The sequence below is a fragment of the Nocardia sp. NPDC056000 genome (assembly GCF_042269265.1).
Classification (GTDB): Bacteria; Actinomycetota; Actinomycetes; order Mycobacteriales; family Mycobacteriaceae; genus Nocardia.
Map to the genome: position 1 here is coordinate 379,240 of NZ_JBHJXS010000010.1, position 20,384 is coordinate 399,623.

Annotated in this window: 19 protein-coding genes; 13 read left to right on the forward strand and 6 right to left on the reverse strand. The window is 66.9% G+C overall.

The genetic code is table 11. The annotated features are described in order from the left end of the window. Positions 1 to 27: 27 nt before the first annotated feature. The 6 genes from ACFC4D_RS29280 to ACFC4D_RS29305 all read left to right on the forward strand — a co-directional run bounded on the left by ACFC4D_RS29280 (position 28) and on the right by ACFC4D_RS29305 (position 5,520). A complete protein-coding gene (locus ACFC4D_RS29280; protein WP_375964997.1) occupies positions 28 to 639 on the forward strand; it encodes a TetR/AcrR family transcriptional regulator in 612 nt (203 codons plus the stop codon). Positions 640 to 739: 100 nt separating this feature from the next. Further along, positions 740 to 946 carry a copper ion binding protein gene (locus ACFC4D_RS29285; RefSeq protein ID WP_364642071.1) on the forward strand — a complete coding sequence of 69 codons (207 nt, stop codon included), beginning with the start codon at positions 740 to 742 and terminating at the stop codon, positions 944 to 946. After that, entirely contained in the window at positions 947 to 1,831 is an 885-nt protein-coding gene (locus ACFC4D_RS29290; protein ID WP_376068158.1) for a hypothetical protein, read from the forward strand. It abuts the gene before it with no gap. Then, positions 1,831 to 4,071 carry a heavy metal translocating P-type ATPase gene (locus ACFC4D_RS29295; RefSeq protein ID WP_376068159.1) on the forward strand — a complete coding sequence of 747 codons (2,241 nt, stop codon included), beginning with the start codon at positions 1,831 to 1,833 and terminating at the stop codon, positions 4,069 to 4,071. The genes ACFC4D_RS29290 and ACFC4D_RS29295 overlap by 1 nt, the downstream gene beginning before the upstream one ends. A gap of 156 nt (positions 4,072 to 4,227) precedes the next feature. Next, positions 4,228 to 4,725, forward strand: coding sequence for an LpqN/LpqT family lipoprotein (locus tag ACFC4D_RS29300; protein WP_364642081.1), 498 nt, complete (start codon positions 4,228 to 4,230; stop codon positions 4,723 to 4,725). Positions 4,726 to 4,743: 18 nt separating this feature from the next. Beyond that, positions 4,744 to 5,520 carry a hypothetical protein gene (locus ACFC4D_RS29305; RefSeq protein WP_376068161.1) on the forward strand — a complete coding sequence of 259 codons (777 nt, stop codon included), beginning with the start codon at positions 4,744 to 4,746 and terminating at the stop codon, positions 5,518 to 5,520. A gap of 1 nt (position 5,521) precedes the next feature. Here ACFC4D_RS29305 and rsmA read toward each other — a convergent pair whose 3' ends face one another. The 3 genes from rsmA to ACFC4D_RS29320 form a co-directional block, all read right to left on the reverse strand. Further along, on the reverse strand, positions 5,522 to 6,403 hold the full coding sequence (rsmA, locus tag ACFC4D_RS29310) for a 16S rRNA (adenine(1518)-N(6)/adenine(1519)-N(6))-dimethyltransferase RsmA (RefSeq protein WP_376068163.1): 882 nt from the start codon (positions 6,401 to 6,403) through the stop codon (positions 5,522 to 5,524). A 104-nt stretch (positions 6,404 to 6,507) separates the two neighbouring features. Further along, positions 6,508 to 7,644, reverse strand: coding sequence for a lipase family protein (locus ACFC4D_RS29315; protein WP_376068165.1), 1,137 nt, complete (start codon positions 7,642 to 7,644; stop codon positions 6,508 to 6,510). Between the two features lie 223 nt (positions 7,645 to 7,867). Continuing rightward, a complete protein-coding gene (locus ACFC4D_RS29320; protein ID WP_376068167.1) occupies positions 7,868 to 9,028 on the reverse strand; it encodes a lipase family protein in 1,161 nt (386 codons plus the stop codon). A 150-nt stretch (positions 9,029 to 9,178) separates the two neighbouring features. On the opposite strand from ACFC4D_RS29320, the gene ACFC4D_RS29325 reads away from it, so the two are divergent. After that, positions 9,179 to 9,946 (forward strand): SDR family NAD(P)-dependent oxidoreductase, encoded by a 768-nt coding sequence (locus tag ACFC4D_RS29325; RefSeq protein ID WP_375966393.1) that lies wholly within the window; start codon positions 9,179 to 9,181, stop codon positions 9,944 to 9,946. 131 nt (positions 9,947 to 10,077) lie between these two features. Here ACFC4D_RS29325 and ACFC4D_RS29330 read toward each other — a convergent pair whose 3' ends face one another. Continuing rightward, the gene (locus tag ACFC4D_RS29330; RefSeq protein ID WP_376068168.1) at positions 10,078 to 11,205 is read right to left on the reverse strand and encodes a transglycosylase family protein; all 1,128 of its coding nucleotides are present in this window, start codon (positions 11,203 to 11,205) and stop codon (positions 10,078 to 10,080) included. Positions 11,206 to 11,378: 173 nt separating this feature from the next. Further along, positions 11,379 to 12,206 carry a TatD family hydrolase gene (locus tag ACFC4D_RS29335; RefSeq protein ID WP_376068169.1) on the reverse strand — a complete coding sequence of 276 codons (828 nt, stop codon included), beginning with the start codon at positions 12,204 to 12,206 and terminating at the stop codon, positions 11,379 to 11,381. Between the two features lie 67 nt (positions 12,207 to 12,273). Here ACFC4D_RS29335 and metG point away from each other — a divergent pair, with 67 nt between their 5' ends. Further along, positions 12,274 to 13,833: a methionine--tRNA ligase gene (metG, locus tag ACFC4D_RS29340; protein ID WP_375964974.1), complete on the forward strand. Its 1,560-nt coding sequence runs from the start codon at positions 12,274 to 12,276 to the stop codon at positions 13,831 to 13,833. Here the strand turns inward: metG and ACFC4D_RS29345 are convergent. Next, positions 13,830 to 14,759, reverse strand: coding sequence for an SMP-30/gluconolactonase/LRE family protein (locus ACFC4D_RS29345; protein WP_376068171.1), 930 nt, complete (start codon positions 14,757 to 14,759; stop codon positions 13,830 to 13,832). The genes metG and ACFC4D_RS29345 overlap by 4 nt on opposite strands. Positions 14,760 to 15,056: 297 nt before the next feature. Between ACFC4D_RS29345 and ACFC4D_RS29350 the strand changes: the two genes are divergently transcribed. From ACFC4D_RS29350 to ACFC4D_RS29370, 5 genes are read left to right on the forward strand one after another with little or no spacing between them, the layout of a single operon-like run. Continuing rightward, complete coding sequence (locus ACFC4D_RS29350) at positions 15,057 to 16,106, forward strand: 3-oxoacyl-[acyl-carrier-protein] synthase III C-terminal domain-containing protein (RefSeq protein WP_364642104.1); 1,050 nt, start codon at positions 15,057 to 15,059, stop codon at positions 16,104 to 16,106. A gap of 2 nt (positions 16,107 to 16,108) precedes the next feature. Then, complete coding sequence (locus tag ACFC4D_RS29355; RefSeq protein ID WP_375964968.1) at positions 16,109 to 17,020, forward strand: hypothetical protein; 912 nt, start codon at positions 16,109 to 16,111, stop codon at positions 17,018 to 17,020. After that, entirely contained in the window at positions 17,017 to 19,047 is a 2,031-nt protein-coding gene (locus ACFC4D_RS29360; RefSeq protein WP_376068172.1) for an AMP-binding protein, read from the forward strand. The genes ACFC4D_RS29355 and ACFC4D_RS29360 overlap by 4 nt, the downstream gene beginning before the upstream one ends. 1 nt (position 19,048) lies before the next feature. Further along, positions 19,049 to 19,324 (forward strand): hypothetical protein, encoded by a 276-nt coding sequence (locus ACFC4D_RS29365; RefSeq protein WP_376068174.1) that lies wholly within the window; start codon positions 19,049 to 19,051, stop codon positions 19,322 to 19,324. Next, on the forward strand, positions 19,324 to 20,382 hold the full coding sequence (locus tag ACFC4D_RS29370) for an NAD-dependent epimerase/dehydratase family protein (RefSeq protein ID WP_376068176.1): 1,059 nt from the start codon (positions 19,324 to 19,326) through the stop codon (positions 20,380 to 20,382). The genes ACFC4D_RS29365 and ACFC4D_RS29370 overlap by 1 nt, the downstream gene beginning before the upstream one ends. Positions 20,383 to 20,384 lie beyond the last annotated feature (2 nt).

Genomic DNA, 20,384 nt, shown 5'->3' on the forward strand with positions numbered 1-20,384 from the left:
TCTAGCGAACGCTATAAAATAGGAGGCATGGCCACACCCACCCGGGGCCGACCCCGGAAATTCGACCGAGATGCCGCCCTGGACAAGGCTTTACGACTGTTCTGGCGACAGGGGTACGAGGCCACCTCGATCAGCGACCTCACCGGCGAGCTCGGCATCGGCGCGCCAAGCCTGTACGCCGCCTTCGGCGATAAACAGCAGCTGTTCAATGAATCCGTCGGCGTGTACACGAACCACTACGCGGGTTTCGCGGCCCGCGCGCTCGCCGAGGAACCGACCGCCTGGGACGCGGTGGCCCGCACCCTGCGCGAGGCGGCACTGGAATACACCGTGCCCGGACTCCCGAACGGCTGCATGGTGATCAGCGCCGGAATCAACACCACCAATACCGAGGTCGCGACCATGCTGGAGGGCATGCGCACCGCCAATGTGCACGCCTTCGCCGATAGGATTCGCGTCGATATCGCCGCTGGACTGCTGCCCGCGGACACCGATGCGGACGCGCTGGCCCGCTATATCGGCGCGGTCATGCAGGGCATGTCACAGTCCGCCCGCGATGGCGCGAGCCGCGCGGAATTGGCACAGGTCGCTGAGCTGGCACTACGGGTGTGGCCGGAATCCGAGGCCGCGAAGAGCTGAATTTCCACGCCGAACCGCTTGCGCCAGGTACCCATGGGGGGTATGTTTTCGAAGTGTCGGGGATACCCCCGCACCGTATAGCGCGAGTCGAGGAGTCGAAATGGCCACCAGCACCTACACCGTCACCGGCATGACCTGCGGCCACTGCGTCGGATCGGTCCGGAAGGAGATCGGCAAGATCGACGGTGTCACCAGCGTCGATGTCGATCTCGCCACCGGGCTGGTCAAGGTCGAGTCCACCGCTCCGATCGCCGACGCCGATGTCACGGCCGCCGTCGACGAAGCCGGGTACGAGGTGGCGAGCTGAATGAACGATCGACTGAGGTTCGCCGCGTTCGGTGGCGGACTGGTCGTACTGTTCGGGGCCGCACTCGGCATCGGCGCCCTGGTGGGCGATCCGGCCGAGTCGGCCTCCGGCACGACCTCCGCGCATTCCACCGCGGCCGCCCCGGGGCTCGCCGACAGTGAGCAGGGGTACGCCCTCACCGATGTCACCGCCCCGACCGCCGCGAATCAGCAAGGGGCACTGCGCTTCCGGATCACCGGACCGCAGGGGTCCGTCACGAAATACAACAGTCTGCACGAGAAGAACCTGCACCTGATCGTGGTCCGTTCGGATGCGAGCCAATTCCGGCACGTACATCCCGAACTCGCCGCCGACGGCACCTGGTCCATCGACTGGAAGTGGGCCGAACCCGGCACCTATCGGGTCTTCACCGACTTCTCCCCCGCGGGCGGCCCGGGCGAGCTGACGCTCAGCCGGACCGTGAACGTCGCCGGGGACGCGGTCGCCAAACCGCTGCCTCCCGCGTCCAAGACCGCGCAGGTGGACGGTTACCAGGTCACCCTGAACGGCGATCTGTCCACCGCCGGAAGCGAAGTGAAGTTCACCGTCACCCGCGACGGTAAAGCGGTCACCGATTTGCAGCCCTACCTGGGCGCGTACGCGCACCTGGTCGCACTGCGGGCGAGCGATCTCGCCTACCTGCACGTGCACCCCGAGGGCGAGGTCGGAAAGACCGCTCCCGGACCGGAAGTCGCCTTCCACGCGCAAGCGCCGAGCGATGGCACGTACCGCCTGTACCTGGACTTCCAGCACGGCGGGACGGTGCACACCGCCGAATTCACCAACGAAACCACAACCGCCGCATCCGCTTCGGACGCGCATTCGCAGCACGGAGGAGGTCACTGATGAGCGCCCCAGCCCAGGAGCGGTCCATCGAGCTGGAAATCGGCGGTATGACCTGCGCCTCCTGCGCGTCCCGCATCGAGAAGAAGCTCAACCGGATCGACGGCGTCACCGCCACGGTGAACTACGCCACCGAGAAGGCGAAGGTCAGCTTCCCGGAGTCGGTGACCGCCGATGATCTGATCGCGAAGGTCGTCGACACCGGCTACACCGCCGCCGTGCACAGCACCGAGCCGGTGAAACCCGTTGATAGCGACGGTAATTCGGCCCCCGGTGCGACCCAGCAGCTGCGCCATCGGCTGCTGGTGACGCTGGCGCTGGCCATCCCCGTGGTCGCCATGGCCATGATCCCGGCACTGCAATTCACCAACTGGCAATGGCTTTCGCTGACGCTGACCGCACCCATCGTGGTGTGGGGCGGCGCGCAATTCCATCGCGCCGCGTGGGTGAACGCCAAACACGGTGCGGCCACCATGGATACGCTCATCTCACTGGGCACCCTGGCCGCCTTCGGCTGGTCGGTGTACGCGCTGTTCTTCGGTGATGCGGGCATGGCGGGTATGAAACACCCCTTCAGCCTTGCCATCACCCGCGGCGACTCGTCCTCGGCGCTGTACTTCGAGGTGGCGGCGACGCTGATCACCGCGATTCTGGCGGGCCGGTATTTCGAGACCCGATCCAAGGAGAAGGCCGGATCCGCGCTGCGCGCGCTGCTGGAACTGGGCGCGAAGGATGTCGCGGTCGTACGCGGCGGCGTCGAAACCCGTATCCCCGTGGGCGATTTGCGGGTCGGCGAGGAATTCCTGGTGCGACCGGGCGAGAAGATCGCCACCGACGGCACCGTGGTCAAAGGCAATTCGGCCCTCGATATGAGCATGCTCACCGGTGAATCGGTGCCGGTGGAGGTCGGTCCGGGCGATGCCGTGGTCGGCGCGACGGTGAACGCGGGCGGTCTGCTGACCGTGCGCGCCACCCGGGTCGGCGCGGATACCCAACTGGCGCAGATGGCCTCGCTGGTCGAGGAGGCGCAGAACGGTAAGGCTCCGGTGCAGCGGCTCGCCGATCGGGTGGCCGGGGTGTTCGTGCCGATCGTCATCGGGATCGCCGTCGCGGCCCTTGGCTTCTGGCTCGGCACCGGCGCGGCCGTCTCGACCGCCTTCGGCGCGGCCGTCGCGGTGCTGATCATCGCCTGCCCGTGCGCACTCGGATTGGCCACTCCCACGGCGCTATTGGTGGGCACCGGTCGCGGCGCGCAACTGGGCATCCTGATCAAGGGTCCGCAGGTGCTGGAGTCGACCCGGCGCATCGACACCGTGGTGCTGGACAAGACCGGCACCGTGACCACCGGCAAAATGACGCTGGCGGAAGCGATTCCGGCGTCGAACGTGGACGCGGCCGAACTGCTGGCGGTCGCCGCGGCGGTCGAGCACGGCTCCGAACATCCGGTCGCCAAGGCCGTGGTGAAGGGCGCGGCCGAGCGCGGACTCGATACCGAGACCGTCGAACAGTTCGTCAGCCACGGCGGCAAGGGCGTCCAGGGTCTGGTCGGCGAGCGGGCGGTCGTCATCGGCCGCACCGAACTGCTCGAGGACTGGTCCATCACGCTGCCGGAAGTGCTGGCGGACGCCAAGACTCGCGCCGAACAGGCCGGGAAGACCGCCATCGCGGTGGCCTGGGACGGTATCGCCCGTGGCGTACTGGTCATCTCCGATGCCGTGAAACCGACCAGTGCGCAGGCGATCTCGGAGATGCGGGCGCTCGGCCTCACCCCGGTGCTGCTCACCGGTGACAATGCCGCCACCGCCCGCACCGTTGCCGATCAGGTCGGCATCGACGAGGTCATCGCCGAGGTGCTGCCCAGCGACAAGCTCGCCGTGGTGAAACGGTTGCAGGAGCAGGGCAAGGTGGTCGCCATGGTCGGCGACGGCGTCAATGACGCGGCCGCGCTCGCGCAGGCCGACCTCGGCCTGGCCATGGGCACCGGCACCGACGTCGCCATCCAGGCGGCCGACCTGACCCTGGTGCGTGATGATCTGCTCGCGGTCCCGACCGCGATCAAACTGTCCCGGGCCACCCTGCGCACCATCAAGGGCAATCTGTTCTGGGCCTTCGGCTACAACGTGGCAGCCATCCCGCTGGCCGCCGCCGGTCTGCTGAACCCCATGCTCGCCGGTGCCGCCATGGCGCTGTCCAGCGTCTTCGTGGTCAGCAACAGCCTGCGCCTGCGCCGCTTCCGCGGCTGAGCGAATATCGGCTGTCACCGGGGCCGTTCGGATCATCCGATCCGGACGGCCCCGGCCGTATGCGGGGCGCGCGGTCGGGTGCGGGAGCGGTTCGTGTTCAATGGCTGGCGAACGCGGTGGGGACCGCCTCGCCCGCGATGCCGAGGAGCAGAGTTCGTGACGACTATTGCCGAGTACCTGGCCGCAGCGGAGATCGAGATCGCGCCGGTGCAGCCGGGCGAGGCCGGGACACCGCGGGTCGAGTTGCCGCTCGCCGACAGCTGGCAGGCCGTGGACGCCGCCATGTTCCCGGGCGCGTACGGCGTCTTCACCCGCCCGCCGGAGAACGGCTGGGCCGACAATGTCGTGCTGCTGGTGGGCCGGCTGTCCAAGCCCTCGAATCCGGCCGAACTGCTGGAGTCGGCGTTCGCCGATGCCCGCCAACTGCCGGACTGGCGTGAACTCGGCGCGGAAATCGCCGACTACCAAGGCTTTCCGTCGGCGGCGGTGAGCGGCACCTATTCCGTGGACGCCCTCGTCCTGTGGGTGCACACCCGCTATGTGATTGTCCCCGTTGGCAATTACGAATACCTGGTGCAGCTCACCGTGACCGCGCGCGCCGACGGCGACGGAATCGAAGACGGACTGCTCGATGCCCTGCGAATCCAGGTGTAACTCCATACAGTTCGTAGAGTGCCGGAATTTCACACCGCTTCGGGGGAATCATCCCTCCCGCCCGGCTATCGGTGGCTCGACCGGTGGCCGCGGCGGGAACGAAATACCGTGAGCGGCGGGCTCGGCCTCATGTTCGCCGGGCTGATCTCCTTCGGCCTGTTCGCGGCGGCGGTGTCCTTCGCCCTCGGCGGATTCGCCGGTCACCGGCCGATCGGGGTGGCGCTGCTGTTCCTCGCGCTGTCCCTGTTCTTTCCCGCGTCCCTGGTGCTGGGTGAGCCGCCGCCGACCGTCACCGAAGAGCCCGGGGCGCTCGTGCTGCACCGCCCGCTGCGTGGGGAGTCCAATCTCCTCCTGCTGCCCATCCTGCTGGTGGCATTGGGCGGAATCACGCTGTGGGGCTTCGAGATCCACGTCCTGCCGGTGGCCATTCTCGGCGGGGTGCTCCTGGCGTTCTTCCTCGTCATCGGACCGATGGGATTGCTGGAGCGCCCGGCGCTGACCCTCGCCAGGGATCGAATCCGCATGGGCGGCAAGCTGGACGCGCCGTGGGAACAACTCACCGATATCCAGAGCCGCACCCAGCCCAAGAGCGGAACGGCCACGGTGGCGTTCCGCCTGGAAGATCCGGTCACCCACCGTGAAATCGGCACGGGCACATATCAATTGATGCCGACGCTATGGCATGTGGAACCGAACGCGCTGCTCTCGCTCATCACCTACATGGCCGAAAACCCGCAGGCGCGGGCGACGGTGACCAGCGCCAATCTGCGCGCCATGCTCAGCCTGCCGGACTAGTTCACGCTTGCGCGGCCAGGCGGACGAACGCCGCGGTATCGAGGGTCTCACCGCGCGCTGTGGGGGCGATTCCCGCTGCCACCAAACGCTTTTCGGCTTCGACGGGAGAGCCCGCCCAACCCGCGAGCGCGGCGCGCAGGGTCTTGCGCCGCTGCGCGAAGGCGGCGTCGATGACCTCGAAGACCTTCCTGCGGTGATCCTCGTCCATCGGCCAGGGCGCCTCGGCGTAGCGGTCGATGCGCACCAGACCCGATTCGACCTGCGGTACCGGCCAGAAGATCTGGCGGCCAACCGTCCCGGAGCGGCGGACGGTGCCGAAGAAGCCCGCCTTCACGCTGGGCACACCGTAGATGCGGCCGCCGGGGGTGGCGGCGAGGCGGTCGGCGACCTCGAGCTGCACCATGATGAGAGTGGTTCGGATGCTGGGGAATTCGGCCAGCAGATGCAGCAGCACCGGGACGGCCACGTTGTAGGGCAGGTTCGCGACCAGCGCCGTGGGTGCGGCGGGCAGATCGGCGGCCTGGACACGCAGGGCGTCCTTCTCCACAACCGTGAGCCGGTCGGCGAGTTCCGGGGCGCGATCCGCGACGGTGCCGGGGAGGTGCCCGGCCAGCACCGGATCGATCTCGACGGCGATCACCCGATCCGCGACATCGAGCAGGGCCAGGGTGAGCGAGCCGAGTCCGGGACCGACCTCGAGGGCCACGTCATCGCCGGTGACCCCGGCCGCCGACACGATGCGGCGCATGGTGTTGGCATCGTGCACGAAGTTCTGTCCGAGCTGCTTGGTCGGGCGCACACCGAATCGCTCGGCCATCGCCCGCACCTCGGCGGGACCTAGCAGGGCGGCTTTTCCACGAGCGGCGATTTCGGGTTCGGACACCCTGCGAAACCTATCAACCCGCGTGCGCCGCTCCGGCCTCGCCCCGCGGCCGACACGCGCCCGCCCGATGCGATCCCCTCCAGGCCGCATCGGGCGGGCGGCGGTCAGGACTGGACGGGAGTGGCCAGCACGCGGTTGCTGAAGTCCTCGATGGCGGCCCACATCGCCGGATTCAACTGGCAGTGCGATCCGGTGCCGACGACCGTGTCGAAGTCCACGCCATTGGCCGCGAACTGCGCGGCGAGCGCACCGTGCAGCGGGGACGGGACGGTGGTGTCGGTGGCGTTGAGCAGCAGCAGGATCGGCGCGTCATAGCCCCGGACCGGAACTGTCATATAGTCCCGCAGCACCGCCGGGAACGGGCCCTCGGACAGCGGGCGCGCGAGCAGCTCGCCCATCGACACCTGCGACATGCGCTCGGAGATGGCGGGCAGGCATTCGGTCCCGATGTCATCGAGCAGACGGCGGCCGCGCTCGGTCAGATAGCTGTCGACCTGCGCGTCGGGCCGAGCGGCGCGCATGCCCGCAAGAATGCTGGTGCTGAAAGCGCCTACGCCACTGCCGATTTCACCGGGCAGCCGCGGCACCCAAGGCCCGGCGATGGGCAGCGCCTTCTCCACATCCGAGGCCGGATCGATGGCGATGGTGCCGCGGAAATCGAGATCCGGTGCGGCCGACGCCTGCAGGTTGGCGGTGCCCAGCGAGGCATGACCGCCCTGCGACATACCGGTCACCGCCCAGGTGCGCGACAGTCCCGGATTCGCGGCGCGGGCGGCGCGCACCATATCGATGGTGGCGGTCGCCTCGGTGCGCAGTTCCAGATACGGGTGCGGGCCGGTATCGAAGACGCCCAGGCCGAGATGGTCGGGGGCGACGACGGCGAACCCCTTCGAAACGAAGTACCGCATGAGCGTCTCATCGGCGGCCAGCGGCACCGGCAGCGGCGCGGTCGCCGGATCGGACTGGCCGCCGCAGTTCGCACCCAGTCCGGTGGTGCCGTGGTTATAGGCCATGATCGGCCAGCCGCCCGCGGGGGCCGGACCCGCCGGGACGAACATGGCACCGCTGGCCCGGACCTGTTCACCATTGGATCGGGTGGTCCAGTACTCCACCAGGGAGCCGTTCGCGATGCCGTGATAGCTATCGGGCTGACGGGTTGCCGAGATCAGTGACCCGGGTGCGTCCGCCTGCGCCGGGGTCACCGGCAGCATCAGCAGCGTGCTGGACGCCACGGCCGTCATCGTAAGTCTTCGAGCAAAAGTGCTGGTAAATCTCACAAATCCTCCACCGGTTGCGCCTCGGAAGCGGGGTTGCCCTTCCGAGGTGTTCATCGGACAAACTATTTGCTTGACAGTTGCTGAACAAATTCGGGCGGAATAGAGAACGCCCGCCTGCCGAGGGGAGGCGGGCGGGCGTCCGGCGGACCGCGGGTCCCGGGCTGCGCGGTGGCCCGGACCCCGGCGGTCAGGATCTGGTGGGTGTGGCGAGTACGCGCGCGGTGAAGGCGTCGATGGCCGACCACATGGCCGGATTGAGTTCGGTATGACCGCCGGTGCCGGTGACCACGCCGAAGTCCTGACCGTTCGCGGCGAGCTGTGCGATCAGCGCGGCGTGCAGCGGTGAGGGCACCACCATGTCGGTCACGTTGATCAGCAACAGGATCGGCGCGTTGTAACCGGCGGTCGGCAGGGTCATGTACTCGTTGATGGCGGCGCGGAAGCGATCGTCGCCGAGCGGGCGGGCGAGCAGATCACCGACCGAGGTGCCGTCCACGACCTTCATGATGTCGTTGAAGCACAGGCTCCCGGCCTGATCGAGCACCTGCTGACCGCGCGGGGTCAGATAGCTGTTCAGATCGAGTTCCGGATGGGTCGCACGCAATCCGGCGAGCATGCTGACGACGAATCCGTCGATGGCATTACCGTTCTGGCCCGGAATCTCCGGCACGTAGGGACCGGCCAGGGGTACGAACTTCTCCACATCCGAGGCCGGGTCCGAGGCGATGGTGCCGCGGAAATCCAGCTCGGGGGCATAGCTCGCCTGCAGGTTGGCCGCGCCCAGCGCCGCGTGCCCGCCCTGCGAGAATCCGGTCAGCGCCCAGGTTTTCGACAGTTCCGGATGCGCTTCGCGGGCGGCGCGCACCAGATCGATGGTGGCGGTGGCCTCGGTGCGGGTCTCCAGATAGGGGTGCGGGCCGGTATCGAATTTGCCGAGTCCGAGGAAGTCGGGGGCGACCACCGCGAAGCCCTTGTTCACGAAGTACTGGAGGATCGCGTCCTCCTTGGGGCGGCTGAAGCGGCTCACATCGCTCTGCCCGCCGCAACCGGAACCGAGGCCGGAGGTGCCGTGGTCGTAGGCCATGATCGGCCAGCCGTTGGCGGGGGCCGGGCCGGGCGGAATGATGAGCGCGCCGCTGGCCTGCACGGGTTCACCGTTGGAGCGGGTGGTCCAGTAGTCCACGCTGGAGCCGTTGGACATACCGCGCCAGCCGTCGGGATGTGCGGTCGTATCGATCACGGTGCCCGCCGTCGCGGCGTGCGCGGGGGCTCCCGGGATCATGAGCAGCGAACCCGCCGAGGCCATGGCGGCGGTGAAAATCCGCGCGCGCCAACCGAACAACCGCATTAATCCTCCATCGGGCCCGACCCTGGAACAATTCGACAGCGGCACTGAGCTTAGCTATTAGATCAACCGTCCAGTATGAGAAAACTCTGTGATCGGCGATTTCGGCCAACCATTGACGCGTAGTGAAACTTGTTCTAATTTCGCGCCATGTTGCGCAGATACGACGGACGTCGAGTACTCGTCACCGGAGCAGGCTCCGGAATCGGCCAGGGCATCGCCCTGCGCCTGCTCTCCGAAGGCGCCCAGCTGGTCGCCGCCGATATCAATGACAGCGGCCTGCAGGCCACCATCGACGCCACCCCCGCCGAATCACGGGACCGGCTGCACACCCTGAATCTGAATGTCGCCGATCCCGAATCCGTGCGCGCGGTACTCGGGCAGGCCGTCGAATTCCTCGGCGGGCTGGACGTATTGGTGAACGGTGCGGGCATCATGCGCGCCGGGCACACCCACGAACTGCCGCTGGAAACCTGGAATCAGGTGCTCACGGTCAACCTCACCGGCACCTTCCTGATGACCCAGGCCGCGCTGCCGACACTGCTCGAATCACCGCACGGCGGCGTGGTGGTGAACTTCTCCTCCACCTCCGCGTTCGGCTCGGTGCCGTATATGGCCGCGTACGCCGCGTCCAAGGCGGGCGTGAACGCCTTCACCCACGCCATCGCGCTCGAATACGTGAAAAAGGGTCTGCGCGCGGTGAATATCGTGCCCGGCGGCATCGGCACCAGCCTCACCGCGGGACTGGACCTGCCCGCCGATTCGGATTGGTCGCTGCTGGCGCGGCTGCCCGGATGGATCGAGGGCGGCGCGCTGGGCAAGCCCGAGGATGTCGCGGGCGCGGTCGCCATGGTGGCATCGGATGACGGTCGCTATATGACCGGCACCGAGTTGCGCGTCGACGGCGGCGCACTGATGTAAGACCGAAGCCCCGTCATTCCGGCATGCTTTCGGCCGGAATCCACCGAAATCAGCTGGAGCACAAGCTGTGTGGATCCCGGCCAAAAGCGTGCCGGGATGACGGGAGGGGTGCGCCCGAAATCGATTGGGCGTCAGCTGATGCCGAGGCGGCTGGTGCAGGCGGGCCAGGCGCCCCAGCCCTGGCGGGCGCGGGTTACCTCCGCGATGGCGATCTGTTCTTCGCGGGTGGCGAGGTCGGCGCGCGGGGCGTAGCGGGTGCCGCCCTGGCGTTCCCAGGTGCTCTGGTCGAACTGGATGCCGCCGTAGTAGCCGTTGCCGGTGTTGATGGCCCAGTTGCCGGTGGATTCGCATTTGGCGAGGGCGTCCCAGATGGGGCCGTCCTTGACCTCGGGCACCTCGGTGCCGGGTTTCGCGCCCTTGCGGATGGTCTTGGGTGCGGCGGGGACGACCACGGTGGATTGCACCGGATCCTTGCCCGCCTCTTTGCCGTTCACGATGGAGACGGCGAAAGTGACGTCCTGGGTGCCCGGTACGCCCGGATTCTCGACGATGGTGCGGCTCATATTGAGCGTCGGATCCTGGATGATGTTCTCCGGCGGATCCAAAGGCACCCGCTCGGTGCGCTTTTCGATCACCTTGCGGGTGACCACGATCTTCATACCGTCGGTGAGCGGTGTGGTCGGAGACGGTTCGACCGAATCCTGATTGACCAGCGGACGCCCCTGCACCTCCAGCAGCTGCCCGACGGTCGGCGCGGCCAGCCGCACCAGCGACGGCGCGCTCCCGTTATCGGCGAGCTCCACGGTGCGCGGATTGGTGATGAGCAATTGCGCGCCCTCGAGCGGCAGCGGGGTGGGCCGCGAGGGCGAACTGAACACGTCCCCGGGCAGATTCAGCTTCACGATGGCCTCGGCGACGGTGAGCGCGGTGGTCCACGCCTTGGATCGGGTGCCGTCGACGATGAGCGAGACCTCGCGCGCGCGATTGAGCCGGATGGTCGCGCCGTCGCCGATTCGTGAACCGGGCGAAGGGGATACGTCATCGCGCGCGTCGATGCCGTAGCCGGCGTCCTTGAGAATGCCGCGCACATTCAGGTACATGGTGTCGTGCACGGTGGCCTGCCCGTCCACCACGACCGTGATGGTCTTCTTGTTCACAATGGCCAGGCCCGCGCCGACGATGAGCGTGACAAGCATCGCCGCGATGGCGCCGTACAGCATCGGCGACCGCGACGAGTTGATCTTCGTCATGGCTTTCATCGGAAATCCCGGCATGGTCACAGTACGATAACGAGGCGGTCAGGGATTGACAACCGTTTCACCCGGACCGGCGGATACCGAAATCACGAACCGATATCGAGTCGCAGGTGAATCACGATCGCACTGGATCATAGTGAGCGGGACCACATCCGCAAAGCGGGGCGGTCGGATTCTCAGATTCCGTAGACCCGGCGCGCATTCGCGGTGGTGACCTTGGCCAGTGTGACCGGATCCTGTTCCCGAATCTCGGCCAGCGCGCGCAAGGTGTACGGCAGCATGTACGACTCGTTCGGCGCACCGCGGAACGGATGCGGAGTCAGGAACGGTGCGTCCGTTTCGACCAGAATCTGATCTTCCGGAACGATTTTCGCGGCCTCCCGCAATTCATGAGCATTCTTGAAGCTCACCGTTCCGGAGAAACTCAGCACATAGCCTTCGTCGACACACGCCTGCGCCATATTCGCATCGGACGAAAAGCAGTGGAAGATAACGGTTTCCGGCGCACCCTCATCCAACAGCACGGTCAGCAGATCGTGATCGGCCTCGCGATTGTGGATCATGAGCGGTTTGCCGAGCCGCTTGGCCAGATCGATATGCCAGCGGAAACCCTCCACCTGATCCTCGATATCGGCGCAGCCCTCCAGCTTGCCGGGCCAGTAGTAATCCAGACCCGTCTCACCGACCGCGACCACGCGCGGATCCGCGGCCAGGCGCTCGAGCTCGGCCTTGGCGGCATCGTCGAGGGCATTGGCGCGGGTCGGATGCAACGCCACCGCCGCGAATACCCGGTGATCCCAGTTCGCGGCCTGTACCGCGAAACGCGCCGCGTCGAGATCGTCGGCGACCGTCACGACCTCGCGCACACCCACCTTTTGCGCCCGATCCACAATGGCCGCAACCGATTCGGCGTCGGTGGCACCGCACGCGTCCAGATGGGTATGCGCGTCGATGAGCGGGAACAGCGGCTCCGGCGGTTCGGGAGCGGGTCGGCTGTTACGCATGGGCGACACCTGCCACGGGGATATTCACGCGAGCGACTACGGGCACGCAGATTAGAGTAGACACACCATGAGCGCATCCGAACGCCCCGCCTTCTATGTCACCACGGCCATCGCGTACCCGAATGGCGCCCCGCACATCGGGCACGCCTACGAGTACATCTCCACCGATGCGCTGGCCCGCTTCAAGCGGCTCGACGGATTCGACGTGTTCTTCATGACCGGAACCGATGAACACGGTCAGAAAGTGCAGCAGGCCGCCAAGGCCGCCGGGGAATCCGAGGCGGAGTACGCGGCGCGCAATTCGGACGTGTTCGAGACCATGGACAAGGCACTCGATGTCTCGTTCGATCGGTTCATCCGGACCACCGACGCGGACCATCAGGCCGCCTCCATCGCCATCTGGGAGCGGATGGCCGAGCGCGGTGACGTCTACCTCGACACCTACGCGGGCTGGTACTCGGTGCGCGACGAGGCGTTCTACAACGAGGACGAGACCACCCTGCTCGAGGACGGCACCCGCGTCTCCACCGACACCAAGACCCCCGTGGAGTGGACCGAGGAGTCGAACTACTTCTTCCGGCTGTCCAACTACCAGGACAAGCTGCTCGAACTGTACGAGACCAAGCCGGAATTCATCGGTCCCGCGACCCGGCGCAACGAGATCGTCTCGTACGTCAAGGCCGGGCTGAAGGATCTGTCCATCTCGCGCACCACCTTCGACTGGGGTGTGCCGGTGCCGGGCGATCCGGCGCACGTCATGTACGTGTGGGTGGACGCGCTCACCAACTACCTCACCGGCGTGGGCTTCCCGAATACGGATTCCGCCGCGTTCGGGAAGTTCTGGCCCGCGGATGTGCACATCATCGGCAAGGACATCACGCGCTTCCACGCGGTGTACTGGCCCGCCTTCCTGATGTCCGCCGGAATCGAGCTGCCCAAGCGGGTTTTCGCACACGGGTTCGTCTTCCACAAGGGCGAGAAGATGTCCAAGTCGACCGGCAATGTGGTGTCGCCGACCGATCTGGTGGACACCTACGGGCTCGACGCCGTGCGGTTCTTCCTGCTGCGCGAGATCTCCTACGGGCAGGACGGGGCGTACAGCCACGACAGCATCGTCAGCCGGATCAATACGGATCTGGCCAACGAGTACGGCAATCTGGCGCAGCGCTGCCTGAAGATGGTGGCTCGCGACTTCGGAGGTGTGGTCCCGGCCCCCGGCGAATTCACCGATGAGGACAACGCCATGCTGGCGCTCGCGGGTGAACTGCTCGGGCAGGTGCGCGCCGAATTCGACCAGCAGCAAATCCATTTGGGGCTCGAGCACCTGTGGAACGCACTGCGCGAAGCGAATCGGTACTTCTCCGCGCAGGCGCCGTGGACGCTGGCCAAAGCCGGTACGCCAGAGGACATCGCGCGCGAGGGCACCATCCTCTACGTGACCATGGAGGTCGTCCGCATCGTCACGCTGCTGACGCAGCCGGTGATTCCGGGTTCGGCCGCCAAGATCCTGGATCTGCTCGGTCAGACCGGCCGCGACTTCGCCGATATCGCCACCCCGATCCAGCCGGGCACCACCCTGCCGGACCCGGAAGTGGTGTTCCCGAAGTACGTGGAGCCCAAGAACTAACGCGTCAACCGGGTGACGGTGCCGAGAAAACCGGTGGCGTACAACGAGTTCGGGTCCCAACCGGGGCCCGAACCGAAACGCACCGAGGAGACGAACGGCAGGCCGGTCGCGATCGTGCAGAAGGTTCCGGCATCCGGATCCACCCGCACCACCTGACCGGCGGCATTCAGCGCGACATACACCGCGCCGTCCGGGCCGACGGTCAAATCATCCGCGGAATTGAGCGGACCGAAACCGGGCAGGGTAATTCGCCGCGGCGCGGCGTCGGGACGATCGATATCGATGGCGGCGATTGCGGTGACGGCATCGAACGTGGTGGACACGAATAATTCGCGCCGCACCGGGTCGTAGGCCAGGCCATTTGTGGAATTCAGTCCGGGTGCCAGCGCGTGCGCTCCGGAACCGTCCGCGGCGACCCGGGTAATTACCGCATCCGGGCCCAGATCACGGCTCACGGCGAAACCGCCGTCCGGCAATTGGGCCAGGCCATTGGGCATATGCAGGCCGGTGGCGACGGTGGTCACGGTCCCGGTGGCCAGATCGACCGAGACAATCTTGCCGTCCGGGCTGTTGGTGACGCCGCTGGCGAATGTATTACCGGAGTTCACATACGCTTTGCCCGCATTGACGACGATGCCACCGGGCGATTCCACCGCCGCGGCGAGCGTATGCGTGCCGTCGGGGGTGAGCCGATACAGGCCGCCGCCGCTACCGGTGAGGGAGATCTCCGAGAGCAGCAGGCCGCCGCCGCCATCGAAGGCGAGGTTCTCCAGGCTGCCGAAGCCGGAGGCGACGGTCGCGGCCGTCCAATTACCGCAGACCGTGGATTCCGTTGCGGCAGTTGCCATTCCGGGCATGCCGAGCGCGAATCCCGCGCCGAGTTGCGCGGCCGCCAGGCCACCTACCAGGGCTTTCCGTATGTGCATGGGCACAACCATGCCGTACTCCGCATACGAAATCCACTGTCGCCCAGACAGTTTCACTTGGAAGTATATGTAACTCCGAGTTACATCACAAGCGCGCAGCGTAGCGCGTGAAGTCCCTCACAGCGCGCATTCGCGGCTATTCATAGGACGATGCTCTCACCGGCGAAAACTGTTGCCAACCACAATGTCTCAGACAGTTTTGTGCCACTGTGTCCGGTCGCCGCGATAGTTACCGTCGGGTAGCGTCTTGCCCGTCACCGATTCAGATTGCATTTCTTCGTACTTTCAGGAGTCCCCGTGTCGCATTCTCGATTCGAGTCGATAGGCGCTTATCTGCCATCAAATCGTGTAACCACCGAGGATCTCGTCGCCCGATTGAAGACGGCGCCGGGTTTCGATCTCGAAAAAATCACGGGCGTCAAGGAACGACGCTTCCGCGATACTACCCCCGAAAACGCCGAAGACTCCTACATTCTCGCGATGAATGCCGCGCAGGACTGTCTTTCCAGGTCACAGTATGCGGCCTCGGATCTCGACGTGATCATCTCCACCTCGATCACGCGGAGTAAGGGCACCCGGATGTACATGGAGCCGTCATTCGCCGGTTCCCTCGCCCGCGAACTCGGCGCGCGCCCGGACACCATTTCTTTCGATCTTTCCAATGCCTGCGCCGGAATGATGACCGGCACCTACATTCTCGATCGAATGATTCGCTCGGGTGCGGTGAAACGCGGCATGGTGGTCAGCGGCGAGGCCATTACGCCCATTGCCGAAACAGCGGTCAACGAGATCACCGAGAAATACGATCTGCAATTCGCATCGCTGACGGTCGGCGATTCGGGTGCGGCCATTGTTCTCGACGAGGCCGTCGACGACAACGACAAGATCCACTACATCGAACTCGCCACCGCGTCGGAGTTCTCGCACCTGTGCCTGGGCATGCCCAGTGAGAAGTCACAGGGTGTGTCGCTGTACACCGATAACCGCAAGATGCACAACGAATCCCGCTTCCTGCTGTGGACCGACACCCAGGGCAACTTCATGGCGGGCCAGGGGAAGACCTTCGCGGACGAGGGCTTCGACTACATGATCCACCACCAGTTCGGCGCCGCCGCGATCCCGTTCATGAACGCGATCGCCGAGCGCGAGTTCGGCGCGCCGATGCCGCCGGATCTGAACGTCATCGAGAAGTACGGAAACACTTCCACCACTTCGCATTTCATCGTGCTGCACGATCAGCTCAGCCAGCAGAACATCGCCGCGGGATCCAAGATCCTGATGGTCCCGGCCGCCTCCGGCGTCGTCGGGGGCTTCCTGTCCACCACGATTTCATCCCTGAAGGTCTGATCATGGGCGTGCGCATCAAATCCACCGGAATCAGCCGGGCCGAAAGCACTTTCAGCATTGTCGAGCACAGCGGCGCGGCAGCGCGGCAGAGCATGGAGCGGGCCGAGGTTCGCCCCGATCAGGTCGGCGTGCTCATCAACGCGGGCATCTTCCGCGATACCAACACCGTGGAACCCGCTGTGTCGGCGCTGATTCAGAAGGAAGCCGGGATCGGGCTGGACTACACCAAGGACGATCCGCGGTCCTTCTCCTTCGATCTCATGAACGCCGGTGTCGGCGTGCTCAACGCGGTGCAGGTGGCGCAGTCCATCCTGGAGACCGGCAGCGCCGAGCACGTGCTCATCGTGTCGGGCGACACCCACCCCTCGCTGAAGCGGGGCGCGGCGGATGACGAATTCCCCTATGCCACAGCGGGTGCGGCGCTGCTGCTGGCGCGCAGCGACGACGAAGAGGGCTTCGGCCGCGTGCACACCGTCTCCGGCGGCGGCACCCCCGGCATCGAGTCGTACGTGGATGTGGCGACCATGGGCACCAACGGTCGTGAGCTCATGACCGTCGTCCGCGAGCCCGATGCCGAGGCGCGCCTGCTGGCGCTGGCCGCCGACGCCGCCCGGCTCGCGCTGTCCGAGTCGGATCCGGAGCAGGCGAGCACCGCGCTCATCGCCTCCACCCCGACCGCCGGATTCCCGGAGCTGCTGGCCGCCGAACTCGGCATCGCGCCGAACGCGGTCTTCACCCCCGATCTGTCCCAGGGTGATCCGCACACCGCGGCACTGCCGCTGGCATACGACGCGGCCGTGGCGAACCGTTCCCTGGACGCCTTCAGCCATGTGCTGTTCGTCGCCGCCGGCGCTGGACCGTCCGCCGCGGCGGTGCTCTACCGGCTCCCGGCCGCCGTCGGAGCCGCGGCGTGACCATCGCGACCTACTGGCAGGCCATCGACCGCTTCCGCGCGGTCGTGGCCGACCAGCCGGACCGGGAGGCGGTGATCTTCCCGCAGGGGCAGACCGCCACCGGCCTCCCGGAGTACCGGCAGCTCACCTATCGCGAACTCGACGCCTGGTCCGACACCATCGCCGCGCATCTGGCCGCGGCCGGGGTCGGCCGCGGCACCCGCACCATCGTGCTGGTGCTGCCCAGCCCGGAGCTCTACGCGATCATGCTGGGGCTCTTGAAGATCGGCGCGGTCCCGGTGGTCATCGACCCGGGTATGGGCCTGCGCAAAATGCTCAACTGCCTGCGCGCCGCCGATGCCGAGGCCTTCATCGGCATTCCGCAGGCGCACGCCGCCCGCGTGCTGTTCCGCAAGTACTTCCGCGATGTGCGGGTGAAGATCACCGTCGGCCCGCGCTGGCTCTGGGGCGGGCAGACGCTACAGAGCTGGGGCGCACCCGCGAGCACGGAAGCCATTGCCGCCCATGGCGATAGCGCTGAGGCGTCGAGTGTGGATACCGATCCCACCGGCACTCCGACTCCGGCCGCGGCAGCCGCGGCCGCCGCGCGCGATGGATCCGGTGGCGCGGGCCGAACCCCGCGAGTAGCCGGGCCGATCAATGCACGGGTGCGCGAATTGCTTGTCTCGCTGGAGAATTCGGAGTCCAAGCCCGGGGTTGCCGTCGCGCGGGCGGCCGCTACCGCTGATCGGCTGCGGCCGGTGATGGGCGCGCGGCTGCGCACGCTGCGGGACACCACCGTGGGCGCACGGGCGCGCTGGGAACAGGCCGCCGGGGGATCCGTTGCCGCCGTGGCGCCTTCGGCGCTGCTGGCGGATCGGGTGCCCGCGCCCGCCGACGAGCTGCTGCTGATCGCGTACACGACGGGTAGCACCGGTCCGGCCAAGGCCGTGGAGATGACGCACGGAAATCTGTCGTCCATGATCGAGCAGGTGCACGCGGCGCGTGGCCGCGTGGCCCCGGATACCTCGCTGATCACCCTGCCGCTGGTGGGCATTCTGGACATGCTGCTGGGCGCGCGATGCGTACTGCCGCCGCTGGTGCCGAGTCAGGTCGGGTCCACCGATCCGGCGTTCGTGGCCGATGCGGTGAATCGGTTCGGCGTGCGGACCATGTTCGCCTCCCCCGCCGTATTGATCCCGCTGCTGCGGTATCTGGAGCGCACCGGGACGAAAATCCCCACGCTGCACAGCATTTACTCCGGTGGCGCACCGGTCCCGGACTGGTGCATCGCCGGACTGCGGCAGGTGCTGTCCAAGGACTCCGAGGTGCACGCCGGATACGGCTCCACCGAGGCGCTGCCCATGTCGACCATCGAATCCCGGGAACTGCTGGGCGGCTTGGTGGAGCGGGCGCACAGCGGTGAGGGCACCTGCATCGGGCGGCCCGCCGAGGGCGTGCGCGCCCGGCTGGTGGCCATCACCGATGAACCGCTGTCCACCTGGGCCGACGCCGAGGCACGCGAGGCCGAACTGGTCGCCACCCGCGGCATCGGCGAACTCGTGGTCGCGGGACCGAATGTCAGCACGCGGTACTACTGGCCGCAGTCCGCCAATCTGGCGGGCAAGATCGCCGACGGCGATACCGTCTGGCATCGCACCGGCGATCTCGCCTGGATCGACCAGGAGGGCCGGATCTGGTTCTGCGGGCGCAAGAGTCAGCGCGTGCACACCGCCGCCGGGCCGATGTTCTCGGTGCAGGTGGAGCAGGTCTTCAATACGCTGCCCGGCGTCATCCGCACCGCGCTGGTCGGGGTCGGCGAACGCGGTGCGCAGCGTCCGGTGCTGTGCGTCGAGGCCGAACCCGGCACCGACACGGTGCTGCTGGCGGCGGAATTGCGCAGCCGCGCGGTGGAATTCGAGGTCACGGAGACTGTGTCCCGGTTCCTGTTCCATCCCGGGTTCCCCGTGGACATCCGCCACAATGCCAAGATCGGGCGCGAACAGCTGGCCATCTGGGCGACGGCGCAGCTCGGAGAGGGAGCGTGACATGTCTCTGAAAACCACCGCCCTGCGGGCGATTCCGATTCTCGGCTGGCTGTACTTGGCCGCCGGGCTGATCGCCGCACTGGTCGATCGCGCACCCGCCAACCGGGTGCTGCGCGCGATCTGGTGGATCGACGCGTTCCTGAGCATCGTGGTGCACGCCGCGCAGATCCCGGCGGCATTGAAAGCGGCCCAATCCAGTGACCGCTCACCGGTCGAAACCGCCGTCCTGACCCAGATCTTCGGGGCCACCTGGTGGAAGACGCAGGAGGCCGCCTGATGTCCGAGAGCAGGAAGAAGGCGCTCGTCACCGGCGCTTCCGGATTCCTGGGCGGCGCCATCACGCGCCGCCTGGTCCGCGAGGGCGGCTATGACGTCGCGATTCTGGTGCGCCCCACCAGCAATCTGCGTGATCTGGCCGATGTCATCGATCAGGTCGAGGTGGTGCACGGGGATCTCACCGATCACCTCTCGCTGGAACGCGCCACCAAGGGCGTCGATGTGGTCTTCCACAGCGCCGCCCGCGTCGACGAACGCGGCACGCGTGCCCAGTTCGTGGCCGAGAACCTCACCGCCACACAGCATTTGCTCGATGGCGCGCGCCGCAACGGCGCACAGCGGTTCGTGTTCATCTCCAGTCCCAGCGCGCTCATGGATCGCGACGGCGGGGATCAGGTGAACATCGATGAATCGGTGCCGTACCCGAACCGCTTCCTGAACCTGTACTCCGAGACCAAGGCCGCCGCCGAACGCGCGGTGCTCGCGGCGAACGGCGCGGGTTTCACCACCTGTGCGCTGCGGCCCCGGGCCATCTGGGGTGCGGGCGACCGCTCCGGGCCCATCGTGCGACTGCTCGGCCGGGCCGCCGCGGGTTCGCTGCCGGATCTGTCCTACGGCAAGGCCGTGTACGCCTCGCTGTGCCACGTCGAGAATATCGCCGAGGCTTCGGTGCGGGCGGCCGCGTCCGAAAAAGTCGGCGGCAAAGCGTATTTCGTCGCCGACGCGGAGCAGACGAATGTCTGGGGCTTCCTCGGCGAGGTCGCCGTCGGACTCGGCTATGCCGCGCCGAGCAGGCAGCCGAATCAGCGAGTGCTGAACGCGGCTGTCACCATTCTGGACGCCGTCTGGAAGGTGCCGTTCATCGCGACCCGCTGGTCGCCGCCGCTGTCGCGGTACGCGGTGGCGCTCATGACACGCACCGCCACCTATGACACCTCCGCCGCCACAACGGATTTCGGCTACCAGCCGGTTGTGGACCGGGATACCGGACTGGCCGATTTCCTGGCCTGGCTGGACGCCCAGGGCGGCGTCGTGAAACTCACCGAAAACCTGCGATAACG

Coding starts and splice junctions, on each gene's coding strand:
- ACFC4D_RS29280 (WP_375964997.1), top strand. CDS start 28: ATGGCCACACCCACCCGGGGCCGACCCCGGAAATTCGACCGAGATGCC.
- ACFC4D_RS29285 (WP_364642071.1), top strand. CDS start 740: ATGGCCACCAGCACCTACACCGTCACCGGCATGACCTGCGGCCACTGC.
- ACFC4D_RS29290 (WP_376068158.1), top strand. CDS start 947: ATGAACGATCGACTGAGGTTCGCCGCGTTCGGTGGCGGACTGGTCGTA.
- ACFC4D_RS29295 (WP_376068159.1), top strand. CDS start 1,831: ATGAGCGCCCCAGCCCAGGAGCGGTCCATCGAGCTGGAAATCGGCGGT.
- ACFC4D_RS29315 (WP_376068165.1), bottom strand. CDS start 7,644: ATGACGGCCGTGGCGTCCAGCACGCTGCTGATGCTGCCGGTGACCCCG.
- ACFC4D_RS29320 (WP_376068167.1), bottom strand. CDS start 9,028: ATGCGGTTGTTCGGTTGGCGCGCGCGGATTTTCACCGCCGCCATGGCC.
- ACFC4D_RS29330 (WP_376068168.1), bottom strand. CDS start 11,205: ATGAAAGCCATGACGAAGATCAACTCGTCGCGGTCGCCGATGCTGTAC.
- ACFC4D_RS29335 (WP_376068169.1), bottom strand. CDS start 12,206: ATGCGTAACAGCCGACCCGCTCCCGAACCGCCGGAGCCGCTGTTCCCG.
- metG (WP_375964974.1), top strand. CDS start 12,274: ATGAGCGCATCCGAACGCCCCGCCTTCTATGTCACCACGGCCATCGCG.
- ACFC4D_RS29345 (WP_376068171.1), bottom strand. CDS start 14,759: ATGCACATACGGAAAGCCCTGGTAGGTGGCCTGGCGGCCGCGCAACTC.
- ACFC4D_RS29355 (WP_375964968.1), top strand. CDS start 16,109: ATGGGCGTGCGCATCAAATCCACCGGAATCAGCCGGGCCGAAAGCACT.
- ACFC4D_RS29365 (WP_376068174.1), top strand. CDS start 19,049: ATGTCTCTGAAAACCACCGCCCTGCGGGCGATTCCGATTCTCGGCTGG.
- ACFC4D_RS29370 (WP_376068176.1), top strand. CDS start 19,324: ATGTCCGAGAGCAGGAAGAAGGCGCTCGTCACCGGCGCTTCCGGATTC.